Origin of the sequence: Costertonia aggregata (assembly GCF_013402795.1) — a bacterium.
GTDB lineage: Bacteria > Bacteroidota > Bacteroidia > Flavobacteriales > Flavobacteriaceae > Costertonia > Costertonia aggregata.
Genome location: NZ_CP058595.1, coordinates 3,419,713 through 3,434,019, shown reverse-complemented (window position 1 = coordinate 3,434,019; position 14,307 = coordinate 3,419,713). Strand labels below are relative to the sequence as shown.

The following is a 14,307-nucleotide window of genomic DNA, read 5'->3' as shown; positions in this document are numbered from 1 at the left end:
CTATGGAAGAATTTATTACCGCCCATAAAAGTGAACTTCTGTCGAGTTTAATCACTTTTGTTCTGGTATTGATACTAAAGTTTGGATTTACCAAAGCGGTTCGCAAAGTAGGTAAGCTTGGGGACTTTAATCAGGTTAGGACAAACCTCATCATCAAATATATTTCAATAGCCTTGACCATGACATCCCTTGCGGTCTTGACTTTGATATGGGGCGTGAACTTCAAGGATTTGGGCGTTTTGATTTCTTCGGTTTTTGCCGTTATCGGTATTGCATTTTTTGCGCAGTGGTCTATTTTAAGTAACGTTACGGCCGGCGTTATCATTTTTTTTTCCTATCCGTTCAAAATAGGAAATACCATACGCATATTCGATAAGGAAATCAACGATACACCAGAACCTGTAAAGGATATTTTTGTTATCGAGGACATACGGGCCTTTCACCTTCATTTACGAAGAAATAACGGGGAGATGGTTACCTATCCCAACAGTTTGATATTACAAAAAGGGGTCGCTTTGATTTCTTCTTTTGATGATAATTCAATCGATGATAACCTACAAGCCGAAGATGCGACCGACTAGTTTGTTAAAGAAGTTCTAAAAGCACATATGCACTAGTTTATCTTTCTATCTTTGAGTACCGACTAAATCAAGACATATGCACCGTTTTCTGGCAATTTGTTTGGCTTTTGCCTTTTTTGTGGCATCCCTAAATGCACAAGCACCCGTAAAAAAATCTTCTTCCGAAATTCATCACGATATCCAAAAACTTAATTTTTTAGGCTCGGCACTTTATATTGCCGCGCATCCTGATGACGAAAATACCCGATTGATTTCCTATTTATCCAACAAAGTAAAAGCCAGAACCGCATATTTGTCATTGACCCGAGGTGATGGGGGTCAAAATCTGATAGGTCCCGAATTACGTGAACTTTTGGGTGTTTTACGAACCCAAGAACTTTTAGGGGCTAGACGTGTAGATGGTGGGGAACAAATCTTTACCAGGGCAAATGATTTTGGGTACTCCAAACATCCGGACGAAACTTTAACCATATGGGACAAAGAAAAAGTGCTGGCCGATGTGGTTTGGGCCATAAGAAAGTTCAAGCCCGACGTTATCATAAATAGGTTTGACCATCGAAGCCCGGGAACAACCCATGGGCATCACACTGCATCGGCAATGTTGAGTATGGAAGCTTTTGAACTGGCCAACGATGTGAACGCATACAAAAACCAATTACAAAATACGGAAACGTGGCAGCCGAGAAGGCTTTTCTTTAATACCTCTTGGTGGTTTTATGGCAGTCAAGAAAAGTTTGATGCGGCAGATAAGTCCAACATGCTCAATCTGGATGTTGGTGTTTTTTATCCAATGCTGGGAGTTTCAAACAACGAGATTGCTGCACTAGCGAGCAGTCAGCACCTTTGCCAAGGTTTTGGTAGATTATCCACACGTGGGTCACAAAATGAATATATAGAGCTGCTCAAAGGGGATCTGCCCGGCGATAAAAGCGATATTTTTGACGGAATCAACACTACGTGGACCCGGGTAAAGGGCGGAAAAGCAATCGGTACCCTTTTGAACAGGGTTGAAGCCAACTTTAATTTTAAAGACCCTTCATCCCATTTACCGGAACTCATAGAGGCCTATGGATTACTTCAAGACATAACCGATGAGCACTGGAAGACCCAAAAATCCAAAGAGCTTAAAGCTATCATTGCAGCAGTGTCGGGACTATATCTAGAAGCATCGGCCAAAACCCCTTATTCCAATCCCGGAGGGACTGTCGAGGTAAATATAGAGGCTTTGAACAGGAGCAATACGAACATTGTTTTAAAATCCATTCAAATTACCAACAGTAAATCCGTATCAAACCCATCCATCATTTTAAAAAATAATGAAAAACAAAATTTAAAAATCGATATAAATATTCCCGAAAACACCCAATACACAAGCCCCTATTGGTTAAACGAAAAAGGAAGTCTGGGCATGTACAACGTACAAGACGAAAAACTTATTGGGAAACCAGAAACTCCAAGAGCTTTTCATGCACTGTTTCAACTTGAAATCAATGGGGTGAGTATATCTTTTGAAAAGCCAGTAGTGCATAGATATTCCAAACCTGATAAGGGCGAATTGTATCAACCCTTTGAAATACTTCCAGAAGTCACGGCAAGCTTTAGCGATAAGGTATTGATTTTTGCCGATGGAAGCCCTAAACAGGTACCCATAACAGTAAAAGCACATAAAGACAATGTAAAGGGAGAGGTTCAATTTTGCTACTCCAAAGGATGGATCGTGGATACTGAAACCAAAGCCTTTGACATCGCAAAACAAGGAGACGAACAAATTTTAATGTTTACGCTTACGCCACCCAATTATGAAGATGAGAGCTTTATTTCTCCCATAATCAAGATAAACGGTAAAAAAATCACTAAAGAGCTGGTGAAAATCGAGTACGATCATGTGCCCACACAGTCTATACTTTTACCCTCAGAAGCGAAAGTAGTGAGGTTGAACATAGAAAAATCAGGTGAAAACATCGGGTATATCGTAGGAGCGGGAGATGATGTTCCAAAAAGCCTTGAACAAATAGGTTACAATGTAGTAATAATAGACCCCAATGATATACAGGCCGGTAGTTTGGATAAATTTGATGCCGTGGTTTTGGGCATACGTGCCTATAATGTAGTGGATGCCTTAAAATTTAAACAGCGATTTTTATTGGACTATGTAAAAGACGGCGGCAATCTTGTGATACAATACAACACATCGGGTAGATGGAAGGAGCAGTTTAAGGACATTGCCCCATATCCATTAACTCTTTCCCGCGATAGGGTTACCGATGAAAACGCCGATGTAAAGATACTAGCATCAAAACACAGTATTGTTAACTTCCCCAACGTCATTGAACCTTCCGACTTTGATGGATGGATACAAGAACGCGGTCTATATTTTCCAAACGAATGGGATAATGCCTTTACCCCTATCCTTTCAATGAGCGATAAAGGGGAAAATGAAAAAAAAGGAAGCCTTTTAGTAGCTCCGTACGGTCAGGGCAACTATATTTATACAGGACTAAGCTTTTTTAGGGAACTACCAGCAGGTGTTTCTGGAGCTTACAAGCTTTTTGCCAATATGTTATCTTTAGGAAAAGATAAGGTAGAACGCAAAGAAAACATCAAAGGATGACACCAGAAGATAAATTTGTGTGGAAAAAAGAGTATAACCTTGTGTTATTGCTCAATGTGGTTTACATATTCATATTTTATCTGATAATGACCGCCTATACATAATGGAAGCGCTGGATTGGATAATACTCGCCGGAACGCTTATCTTCATCGTAGGGTTTGGTGTTTGGAAAACAAAGGGAAGCAAGAACGTAAGCGATTACGTGCTCGCCGGCAATCAATCCAAATGGTGGACCATTGGTCTGTCCGTTATGGCCACTCAGGCAAGTGCCATTACTTTTTTATCTACACCCGGCCAGGCATTTCATGACGGAATGGGGTTTGTGCAGTTTTATTTTGGCCTTCCTTTGGCTATGGTCATTATCTGTATTGTTTTTATACCGCTTTACCATAAGCTAAAGGTATTTACCGCTTATGAGTTTTTGGAAAAACGGTTTGACTTGAAAACCAGAACCTTGGCCGCGACCTTGTTTTTGATACAACGGGGCTTAGCTGCGGGAATAACCATTTTTGCGCCATCCATTATACTCTCGGCTGTACTGGGCTGGGATTTACGAACATTGAACATCATTATTGGTGTACTCGTCATTATTTATACCGTCACCGGTGGAACCCAAGCGGTAAGCGTTACCCAAAAACAACAAATGTTCATTATAATGACAGGGATGTTCATCGCCTTCTTTTTTATATTGGGCTATTTGCCCGCCGACCTTTCATTTGGTAAAGCCTTAAAAGTTGCCGGAGCTAGTGACAAACTTAACATCTTGGATTTCAACTTTGATACCAATAGTAGATACACCTTTTGGAGCGGTATAACAGGTGGTATGTTTTTGGCATTGGCCTATTTTGGAACCGACCAAAGTCAAGTACAACGGTATTTATCCGGTAAATCGGTCAGGGAAAGTCAACTGGGGCTTGTTTTCAACGGAATTTTGAAAATTCCCATGCAATTCTTTATCCTTTTGGTCGGGGTTATGGTTTTTGTTTTTTACCAATACAACCCTTCGCCTTTAAATTTTAATCCAGCTGCTACAAATGCGGTAATGGAGTCTTCGTACGCAGATGATTATAAAAAATTGGAACTAGCGCACAAAGATTTGGAGATTGAAAAAAAAATGGCTCAGAATAAATTTTCCGCAGCTCTGGAACTCAAAGAATATGCGAGCGTAGAAGAAGCCAAACAAAATATTATCAAGATAAATACCCTTGAAAAAAGAAACAGGGAGAATGCCAAGACCCTAATAAGAAAGGCAGACAGTGTTGTGGAGACCAATGACAAGGATTATGTTTTTATACATTTTATCCTAAATTACCTACCTAGAGGCCTTATTGGGCTATTGTTGGCGGTTATCCTGTCCGCTGCCATGTCTTCGACGGCATCAGAACTTAATGCTTTGGGCACGATTACGGCCCTAGACCTTTATAAAAGAAATAGGGTTGGTGAGTTTAGCCCGGAACATTATTTAAAGGCATCCAAAGGGTTTACACTCTTGTGGGGCATTATTGCGATTATCATAGCATGTGTCGCCAATTTGTTTGATAACCTAATTCAATTGGTCAATATTATTGGCTCGATTTTTTACGGTAATGTTCTGGGGATTTTCCTATTGGCATTTTTCTTTAGGTTTGTAAGAGGGAACGCAGTTTTTGTAGCGGCAGTGATAACACAGATTGTCGTTATTTTTGGCTGGTATTATGATTGGATGTCCTATTTATGGCTCAATGCCTTTGGTTGTGCCTTGGTCATGGCTTTGGCCTTTTTATTGGAAGTATTCGACAGGGGGTTAAAAAACAACCCGCCCATTAAAACATAAAAACCCGCTCAAAGGCGGGTTTTAGTTTTGATATTGAGGTTACATACACTACATGGCACCCCATTCTTTCAAAGAATCCTTGTTCATTTTTATGTAATCGGTATTGCCCGCAGCTTCAGAAGCGGCCAAAGACTTTTTAGCGGTTGCGATGGCTTGCTTTTTGTCCCCAGCTTTAGCATATATCAAAGATTGTTGGCGCAATTGCCAAAAAGCAGGTTTTTCGGTCATCGACATTGCTTTTTCCATCCATTCCTTAGCTTTTGAGATATCTTTATCTTCACTCAAGTAATAAACTGCCGATGCGTAATAGTCGCCGGCACTCGGCCCATTTAGAGCCCTATCTATATCTTTCTGAACCGCAGCATCGGTAGGAACCGTAAACGGAACGCCAACATATGCCTTTTCCCACATGATTCCTAAATTGGCACCATCGCTTTTTAAATCATCGATTGTAATTGTAAAGGTTTCGATTGGCATTTCAATAGGATATACCTGTACCGTGGTTTTTGCGGCAACTTTACTATCGTCCCAATCTCGGGGTGTTCCTCCTCCTTCGGTATCGGTGTAAAAGAAAACTTCCCATGAAGACTTACCTGGTTTGGTAAATACGGAATATGTTCCCGCCTTCAAGGTTTGGCCATCTATTGTTGCCTCGGTGCCAAAAGTAACTTTGGTGTAGGCATTTGCGCCTGTTCTCCATAATTTATCATAAGGGACCAAATCACCAAAAACGGTTCTACCGCGCATTGACGGCCTTGAATATTCAACGGTAACATCGGTAAGACCAACTTTCTGCTCTAGTGTTGAAAAAGGGCTTGGTGCTGGTGTTGTAATCTGTGACTGCATTGTGGCCGTCGTGATTACCATACATAATAAAAGGGTTAATTTTTTCATTGGTGTAGTTTTTAATTTTCACAAAACTAGATATAAAGCTTTACGGGTGGCGTTAATTAAATCTTAAAAGAGCCATACGGCACAGTTCTAAAGAATTGGCCATAATAACTTAATCCCAGATAAATGGCTTGGACACGGTACGCCCATTAAAATGAAAAGTGAGATAGTATATCGATTTTTGGAACGCCGATAAATCAATATCGGTATTTTCTACGGTATCGCCCAAGGAAAATTGTACCCGTTTCCCAGTCGTATCATATATGGCCCTACTTTGTAATTCTTTATCGATACTGAAGTTATATTGCAATATAGAGGAATTTGGTTTTCTATAGATTACCAATTTTTCTTCATCTAGTTGCCCACCTTCATCAAGAATATCATCTGACTCTACCTTATCTTCCGAAGTGAATGTAAATAATTGTGATTTTAACCGTACGGGCGGGTTGGCATTCTCAAAGAGTTCAGATGACAAAAAATAGCGATTCTTGTCTACCCAGGTTATCCCTTCGATTTGGGCAAAATCTATATTGAGCATCATCTTCACCTGATTATTACCAAAGATATTTTTTGTTTCAACACCATCTACACGAACAATAAAAGGTTGTAAAAACGGAGAGTACCCGGAGAGGTACAGAACATCTGAAACGGTATTGTAAGTAGCTCCCGTTACCAATCCGTTGACCTCATGTGAGCCAAGTAATTTGGCCGTATGCAAACCTGTTTCCGTGGGAACACTATATGCGGAGGTCCGCATACTTTTCCATTGTTTCGTAAGTATAATAAGCGTATCGTCCAAAACAAACATGGCCTCTGCATCCCAATCGCTGTTGCCGTTTTTTATAAAATCTGTTTGATTTTCATACTTGAAATCAATTCTCTCCGTAACTACATTATCTGATTTTTTATAATCTTCTTTGCTGATTTTATAGATTGACAAGTCTTGCCTAACCCCACTATTGTTCCCAAAATCACCAACGTATATAAATTCATCGTCTTGGGTAATATCTTCCCAGTCTACATTCGATGCATTGGTAAGTGTTATTGTTCTGGCAATTTGCAATGTAACCGTATCAATTTCAAACAATTGTGGGGAATTGCCTGAATCGTTGTGTGTAATGAGTCGGCCATCATAAAAAATCAATCCGGAATTTTCGGATAGTTCATCGGTTAGTTCACCTAAAGCATCAATATCTTGCTGGCTTAGGGCAAATAGAAAGTTAAATAAAGCAAAAAACAGAGACAAAAATCTCATGGGCCGTTATTTTACGGTGAAATGTACAAAACTCAAATGAAAACCCAATACATAAAGCTGGTAAGTGAGGGCAAATAACCTATTTGAAAACAATCGAAATCCAAATCTAAAATGATATTAACAATTTGTTTAACCTTCTATATTTTTTATTAAACAATATTGATTCTATATTTGTGTAAATGTTATTTATGAAATTATACCAACTACGTTCCAAACAAGCTTTGCCCATCACCAAACAAAAGGCTTGGGAATTTTTGTCCGACCCAAAAAACCTTAAAGTCATTACTCCGGACCACATGGGTTTTACGATATTGTCAGGTGCTGATAGGCCCATGTTTTCGGGACAAATAATACAATACAAAGTATCCCCCTTTCCTGGATATACGACCAAATGGGTGACCGAGATAACACATGTCGAAAAAGGTGAGTACTTTGTAGATGAACAACGTTTTGGGCCGTATGCACTTTGGCATCACAAGCATTTTATAAAAGAGATCGAAGGGGGTGTACAAATGGAGGATATTATAGACTACAAGATTCCTTTTGGAATATTAGGGCAAATCGCCCATCCCATTTTAGTGAAAAAACAATTGCGTCAAATATTTGAGTATAGGGAACAAAAACTAATCGAACTTTTTGGTACCATAGAAAGAACACCAAAAGAAATACATTATAAATCATTCTAAATTATGAGTAAAAATATATTATTGATAGGTGGTTCGCATGGCATAGGATTATCCCTTGCGACACAACTGCAAAAAAACAACAAAGTCTTTGTTGCATCACGTACAAAAGAGGGCTTGGATGGTTTGGATGTTACCCATATTCCATTTGATGCCACTACGGACGATTTGGACGTTTCCCACCTACCTGAAGAACTGCACGGTTTTGTGTACTGCCCCGGTAGTATAAACTTAAAACCTTTCAAAATGATGAGTCTGGAGACATTTGAAGAGGACATGCAACTTAATTTCTTTAGTATGGTCAAAACGGTAAAGACCATCATAGGAAAAATGGTAGAAGGCGGCAGTATGGTCTTTTTCAGCACTGTAGCAGTAGGCACTGGCATGCCTTTTCATACAAGTGTGGCCGCCGCTAAGGGCGCTATTGAAGGTTTTGCAAAATCAATGGCCGCTGAATATGCACCAAAACTAAGAGTAAATGTAGTGGCACCTTCATTGGTAGATACACCATTGGCGGGGCGCTTGCTCAACAATGACAAAAAAGTAGAGATGATGTCTCAGCGTCATCCTCTAAAACGTGTGGGCAAACCAGAGGATATTGCAAATATCGCTTTATTTTTATTGAGTGATGACAGCACGTGGATGACCGGGCAGATCGTTGGTGTCGATGGTGGTATGTCTACATTGAATATAAGCTAAGATGAGTAAAAAAGTTTCAGTCTTTTGGTTTCGTAGAGATTTGCGATTGGATGACAATATAGGTTTTCTACAAGCCCTAAAAGGTGATTTTCCCGTACTTCCCGTATTTATTTTTGATACCGAAATATTGGATAAACTACCCAAAAATGATGCTCGGGTAACTTTTATCCATCAAACTTTACAAAAAATGAGGGACGAACTTCAAGAAAATAACCAAAGTTCAATTGCACTTTACCATGGCAGCCCCAAAGATGTTTTCAAAAAACTAGTAAGCGAGCATGAAATTGAATCGGTTTACACCAACCGTGACTATGAACCTTATGCCAAAGAACGGGATGAGGAAATACACTCTTTTTTGAGCGAAAAAAATATTGATTTCAAAACCTACAAAGACCAAGTCGTTTTTGAAAAAGACGAGGTCGTCAAAGACGATGGTGATCCGTATGTGGTATACACGCCTTACAAAAACAAATGGAAGTCTACCTTTAACGAAGATGATTTGACTGTTCATTATACAAATCAGTATATGGACAATCTGATCGAGCATTCAAGACTACCCAATCTATCGCTTTCCGATATGGGTTTTGAAACTTCTAATATAAAAGTTCCCGATTATACCGTAACCCCTACCCTAATTGAAAACTATGAAGACACCCGTAATTTTCCCGCAAAGGAAAATGGCACCTCACGTTTAGGGCCTCATTTACGCTTTGGAACGGTATCGGTACGTAAAATGATGAAAAAAGCCATTGCCGAAGAAAATGAGGTGTTTTGGAGCGAACTTATTTGGCGCGAGTTTTTTATGCAAATCCTGTGGCACTTTCCACATACGGTCAACAAAGCCTTTAGACCCAAGTATGATCGTATAGATTGGCGAAACAATGAAAAGGAATATGAAAAATGGAAAAATGGGGAAACGGGATATGCTTTGGTCGATGCCGGAATGCGTGAGTTGAACCAAACCGGATACATGCACAATAGGGTTCGTATGTTGGTGGCCAGTTTTTTATGTAAACATTTACTGATAGATTGGCGCTGGGGTGAAGCTTATTTTGCTGAAAAGCTTTTGGACTATGATCAAAGTGCCAACGTTGGCAATTGGCAGTGGGCTGCCGGTAGCGGTGTTGATGCGGCGCCTTATTTCAGGATTTTTAATCCCATGACCCAAATCGATAAGTTTGACAAACAAAAGGAATACATCAATAAATGGGTGCCCGACTTACAGGAGCTTACATACCCGGACAAAATGGTTGATCACAAAGAGGCCAGGGAGCGTTGCTTAAAAGTATATAAAGAAGCGGTTGCCTAATGGTCATAGTATGGTTTAAGAGAGATCTTCGACTTTTAGATCATGAACCCTTGCTCAAGGCCATAAAAACAGGCCGTAAAATTTTGCTTCTTTACAGTTTTGAACCACTTTGGACAAAAGATAATCACTACAGCCAAAAACATATCGATTTCATAAAACAAAGTCTTGAAAACCTACAACAGCAATTAAGACCTTACAACACCAAAGTATTTATTGTTAAAAGCAATATTCCCGACCTTTTCCAAAAGTTGAATACCATTAAAAAGATCGATAGTGTTTTCTCGTATCAAGAAACAGGTATGAAAATAACCTATGATAGGGACAAGAGTGTTAAAGGTTGGTGTAGGAACAATAAGGTAATTTGGACTGAAAGTGTTCAAAATGGTGTCTTTAGGGGGATAAAGAATAGGAAGAGTTGGAAGAACGACTGGGTCAGCTTTATCAATCAAGATTTTGATACGCCGAATATGGATGCTGCTGATTTTTTTACCATAAATGAAATAGATAGATTGTTCGCCACAAAATTCAGTGCGGTTTCCCTCAAAACTTCAGCGGATAAAAATATGCAGCAGGGCGGTACGTCCTATGCCGTCAAATATTTGAATTCTTTCCTGGAAAATAGGGTAAAAGGCTATAATGCATATTATAGTCAATCAAACAAATCAAGATTGCATAGCAGTCGTTTATCGCCATATCTGGCTTGGGGCAATATCTCTACGAGGCAAGTTTGCCAATATGCCGCAGGCCATAAGAATGCCAAAAACAACAAGCGTAATTTAAGTTCGTTCCTGTCCCGCATGCGATGGCAGGCCCATTTTATCCAAAAATTCGAAATGGAAGGTGAGATGGAGTTCAAAAGTATAAACAAAGGGTTTCATGAACTTAAAAAGGAAAGAAAACCAGAATTCCAAGAAGCATGGCGAGAAGGGCGAACAGGTATCCCAATTATTGATGCCGCTATGCGTTGCTTAAACACTACTGGTTTTGTAAACTTTAGATTACGGGCAATGTTGGCGTCTTTTTTCACACACTTGCTTTGGCAACCCTGGCAGGACTGTACGGCACATTTGGCCCAAAATTTTTTGGATTTTGAACCCGGCATACATTTCCCACAATTGAACATGCAATCCGGCGAGACCGGCGTAAATACAATTCGTATTTATAATCCGGTAAAAAATAGTAAAATGTACGATTCTGATGGGGTTTTTATCAAAAAATGGGTGCCAGAATTAGCCAATTTACCAGTAGCATACATACATGAACCGTGGAAAATACCCAAAATGGAGCTCATATTTTTGGGATTTTGCTTGGGCAGGGACTACCCTGACCCTATTATCGACATAGATAAAATGCGGAAATTTGCCAGCGATACTCTTTATGCCCGCAAAAAACAGTTCATGGTAAAACAGGAAAGCCTTCGCATTATTGGTAAGCATACCCTGCCTGGAAGACCCGTATGGGACCAACACGACTGAGACTGGTTGCTAGAGGCTATTTTTCTGAAAACATCAATATTATTTTGATAATTGCCTATTGAGTTCACGTTTTTGAGCCATTCTACTTTTTAAGATATTTACATAACGCAGTGCCATGTTATTTCCATAATCGGAATATGCCTTGGATGCCCATTCGATGGCCTTTTCCAAATCTCCATTTATTTCATTGATAATGGCCATATTATAATGGGCTCGTCCTGCTATTTTCATTTTAGAATGCTCAATTTCATTTTCCCATAAATCCGCTGCTCCGTTCCAATCTCCCGTTTGTGCTCTGCGTTTGGCCACTATAAAATTATCGGTTCCGCGTACAAAATAATCCCTAGACACCCTTCGCCGCAAAGGTTTTGTGTTCAAAGCGTAATCTGCGCCCGAAACGTTACTAAGTTGTTGCACACCTTCTTTTCTGCCGATAATGGTTTCAACGGCCTTTACAGGGTTGATTCCAGCTCCACGAGAGTTTAGATAATCTGTTGAAACATATTCGTCCAGTATCACTTTTCCCAAGGGGTCGTATACACGCCAACCATTTTTTATAACCGTGTTCAATTCAACTTTATGGCCGGGTACTTTAGTATTGATTCCTAAATTATTGGGTAATGTCACCATGGATACTTCGTAATTTGCCTTGGTATCGGTATCATAAAATTCAAGCGAGAATAAAATATCCACATCGTTTTCCTTGCAGATTTTTTCTACGGTTTCCCATGGGAGTGCCGCTGGAAATACCCCAAGACCCTTACGTTGTAATTCACCGTCATTTATGATTTTTATAGCTTCAAAACGGTCGCCTCTTTCTAATTCGTCTGCCAAACCGGTAATGGCTGCTTCCGCCCCGTCCTTATCTAGGTTTTTTCCTTCCAGTGACAAAATCTTATCAATTTCGTCCACTACCTTGTTCCCATCAGAAGGTATGCTTCTGTTTATGATACCAATTTTAGTAATATCCGAATCCAAAGGTATTCGTGCAGGTTCGGTGACCCCCATCGTTAAACGATTGGTAGCACTGCAGGCCCCCAAACAAATCATAAGGGTGAACAATCCCAAAAAGCGAAATAAATTCTTCATAACGGTTGAATTGGTTATCATTAATATGGTTTTAATCATCTGAACAGTAACGAATAAAGCGCGTTTAAATTGTAATTGGCATACTTAAAACAAGTTCTATGCCATATACCATTTTCCTGAAAAAATCATTTGAACCGTCATAGGTCCAAACAAATACCGATACTCAAAAAAATAAATGGAAAAAGCTTAGGATAGCAAAAAACTGACTTCTGTATGAGATAAGAAAATACTATATTTACGTAATGTGTCGCTATACAAAATCACTATCCAAAAACATTGAAAAATGAAATATAAACTATCTCTCTTAGTAGCGCTTTTTATGATCATTACTTTGAGTGCGCAAAAACTTACCAAGAATAAAAAGGCGATTATAGCATCGGTTGAGACCCATAAATCGGCATTGATAAAAATTAGCGATTCTATTTGGGCTTTGGCTGAAACTGCTTTCAACGAAAAGGAGTCTTCGCGCATTCTTGCTGACTATGCCGAAAAAAACGGACTTGAAGTAGAACGCGGTGTAGCTGGCATACCAACAGCATTTACAGCAACGTACGGATCGGGGAAACCCGTAATAAGTATCTTGGGCGAGTTTGATGCCCTACCGGGCATATCGCAAAAAGCTACCCCTGTAAAAGAACCATTAAAACCCGGTGCGGCCGGGCACGGTTGCGGACATAACATGTTCGGTACATCTAGCCTAGGTGCTGCCATCGCTATCAAGGAATTGATGGATACAGGGAAAATAAAAGGAACGGTAAAGTTTTTGGGCACCCCGGCCGAAGAAAAATATTTTGCAAAAGTATGGATGGTGAAAGAAGGGCTTTGGGACGATGTGGATGTCAACTTGAGTTGGCACCCTTCATCAGGTATCGAGGCCGATGTGCAAAGTGGGCTATCCCTTATCGACTTTATCGTAGAATTTTATGGGCAAACGGCACACGCATCCTCAGACCCTTGGAACGGCCGTAGCGCATCCGATGCATTGGAGCTCTACACAACAGGCATAAATTATTATCGCGAGCATATTCTGCCCACCTCCCGAATACATTATCATATTCAGGACGGTGGCCAAGTCGTAAACGTTGTACCTGACTATGCCAAACTTTGGGTACGGGTTCGGGACCCTAAACGCTCAAAAATGCTACCTACCTACGAAAGGGTCAAAAAAATGGCCGAAGGTGCGGCAATTATGGCCAATGTAGATTACAAAATATCTTTGGTATCAGGTATTTATGAAACATTGGTAAATCGTTCCGGTGGGGAAATCATGCAAAACAATTTGGAATTGTTGGGCCCCATACGTTACACTGAAGAGGAAACGGCATTTGGTAAAGCAATCCAAAAGGCGACGGGGAAACCCGAAATTGGTATGGACAGCAAAATTTATCCCTTGAAGGAGACCGAAGAGAATCCGGGAGGCGGCTCTACCGATGTTGGCGATGTAAGCTGGAACGTGCCCAATATCAACCTTGGGGTCACGGTAGCCCCAAAAGATACACCTTGGCATTCTTGGGCCGTAGTAGCCTGTGGCGGTATGTCAATAGGTCATAAAGGCATGGTGTACGCATCAAAGGCTTTGGGAATGACCATGGTAGACCTTTTTGAAAACCCAAAATTGGTCATAAAGGTCAAGGAGGAATTTAAGACTAGAAAAGGAAACGAGGTGTACGAGCCTATGATAGATGGGCCACCCCCGATTAATGGAAATTAAACACAAAAAAAGCTATGTTCGGATTATTCAAGAAGAAAACGGAAAAAGAGAAATTGCAGGAAAAATATCAAAAATTGATGAAGGAAGCCTTTGATTTATCCAAAAGCAACCGATCGGCCAGCGACAGTAAATATGCAGAAGCTGATGCTGTTCAAAAACAAATTGATGCGTTATCAAACTAATGTACAAT

General features: G+C 40.1%; 12 protein-coding genes. 9 read left to right on the top strand and 3 right to left on the bottom strand.

The window, feature by feature from the left end:
- The first annotated feature begins 2 nt into the window (after positions 1-2).
- The 3 genes from HYG79_RS15805 to HYG79_RS15795 all read left to right on the top strand — a co-directional run bounded on the left by HYG79_RS15805 (position 3) and on the right by HYG79_RS15795 (position 5,005).
- Entirely contained in the window at positions 3-581 is a 579-nt protein-coding gene (locus tag HYG79_RS15805) for a mechanosensitive ion channel domain-containing protein (protein ID WP_179243033.1), read from the top strand.
- 76 nt (positions 582-657) lie between these two features.
- Positions 658-3,192 carry a PIG-L family deacetylase gene (locus HYG79_RS15800; protein WP_179243032.1) on the top strand — a complete coding sequence of 845 codons (2,535 nt, stop codon included), beginning with the start codon at positions 658-660 and terminating at the stop codon, positions 3,190-3,192.
- Between the two features lie 103 nt (positions 3,193-3,295).
- Positions 3,296-5,005 carry a sodium:solute symporter gene (locus HYG79_RS15795; protein ID WP_179243031.1) on the top strand — a complete coding sequence of 570 codons (1,710 nt, stop codon included), beginning with the start codon at positions 3,296-3,298 and terminating at the stop codon, positions 5,003-5,005.
- A gap of 48 nt (positions 5,006-5,053) precedes the next feature.
- Here the strand turns inward: HYG79_RS15795 and HYG79_RS15790 are convergent, their stop codons facing one another.
- Together HYG79_RS15790 and HYG79_RS15785 are read right to left on the bottom strand one after the other, a co-directional pair.
- On the bottom strand, positions 5,054-5,899 hold the full coding sequence (locus HYG79_RS15790; RefSeq protein ID WP_179243030.1) for a DUF2911 domain-containing protein: 846 nt from the start codon (positions 5,897-5,899) through the stop codon (positions 5,054-5,056).
- A gap of 109 nt (positions 5,900-6,008) precedes the next feature.
- A complete protein-coding gene (locus tag HYG79_RS15785; protein ID WP_179243029.1) occupies positions 6,009-7,151 on the bottom strand; it encodes a T9SS type A sorting domain-containing protein in 1,143 nt (380 codons plus the stop codon).
- 188 nt (positions 7,152-7,339) lie between these two features.
- On the opposite strand from HYG79_RS15785, the gene HYG79_RS15780 reads away from it, so the two are divergent.
- The 4 genes from HYG79_RS15780 to HYG79_RS15765 are packed head-to-tail and all read left to right on the top strand — an operon-like array spanning position 7,340 to position 11,317.
- Positions 7,340-7,837, top strand: a complete 498-nt coding sequence (locus HYG79_RS15780; protein WP_179243028.1) for an SRPBCC family protein — start codon at positions 7,340-7,342, stop codon at positions 7,835-7,837.
- 3 nt (positions 7,838-7,840) lie between these two features.
- Positions 7,841-8,533 (top strand): SDR family NAD(P)-dependent oxidoreductase, encoded by a 693-nt coding sequence (locus HYG79_RS15775; protein ID WP_179243027.1) that lies wholly within the window; start codon positions 7,841-7,843, stop codon positions 8,531-8,533.
- A 1-nt stretch (position 8,534) separates the two neighbouring features.
- Positions 8,535-9,842 carry a cryptochrome/photolyase family protein gene (locus HYG79_RS15770; RefSeq protein ID WP_179243026.1) on the top strand — a complete coding sequence of 436 codons (1,308 nt, stop codon included), beginning with the start codon at positions 8,535-8,537 and terminating at the stop codon, positions 9,840-9,842.
- Positions 9,842-11,317, top strand: a complete 1,476-nt coding sequence (locus tag HYG79_RS15765) for a cryptochrome/deoxyribodipyrimidine photo-lyase family protein (protein WP_179243025.1) — start codon at positions 9,842-9,844, stop codon at positions 11,315-11,317. Before HYG79_RS15770 ends, HYG79_RS15765 begins: the two co-directional genes overlap by 1 nt.
- 39 nt (positions 11,318-11,356) lie before the next feature.
- On the opposite strand, the gene HYG79_RS15760 is transcribed toward HYG79_RS15765, so the two are convergent.
- Positions 11,357-12,406, bottom strand: a complete 1,050-nt coding sequence (locus HYG79_RS15760) for a DUF6340 family protein (protein WP_179243024.1) — start codon at positions 12,404-12,406, stop codon at positions 11,357-11,359.
- Positions 12,407-12,689: 283 nt separating this feature from the next.
- Here HYG79_RS15760 and HYG79_RS15755 point away from each other — a divergent pair, with 283 nt between their 5' ends.
- A complete protein-coding gene (locus tag HYG79_RS15755; RefSeq protein ID WP_179243023.1) occupies positions 12,690-14,117 on the top strand; it encodes an amidohydrolase in 1,428 nt (475 codons plus the stop codon).
- Between the two features lie 14 nt (positions 14,118-14,131).
- Positions 14,132-14,299: a Lacal_2735 family protein gene (locus HYG79_RS15750; protein WP_179243022.1), complete on the top strand. Its 168-nt coding sequence runs from the start codon at positions 14,132-14,134 to the stop codon at positions 14,297-14,299.
- The last annotated feature ends 8 nt before the right edge of the window (positions 14,300-14,307 follow it).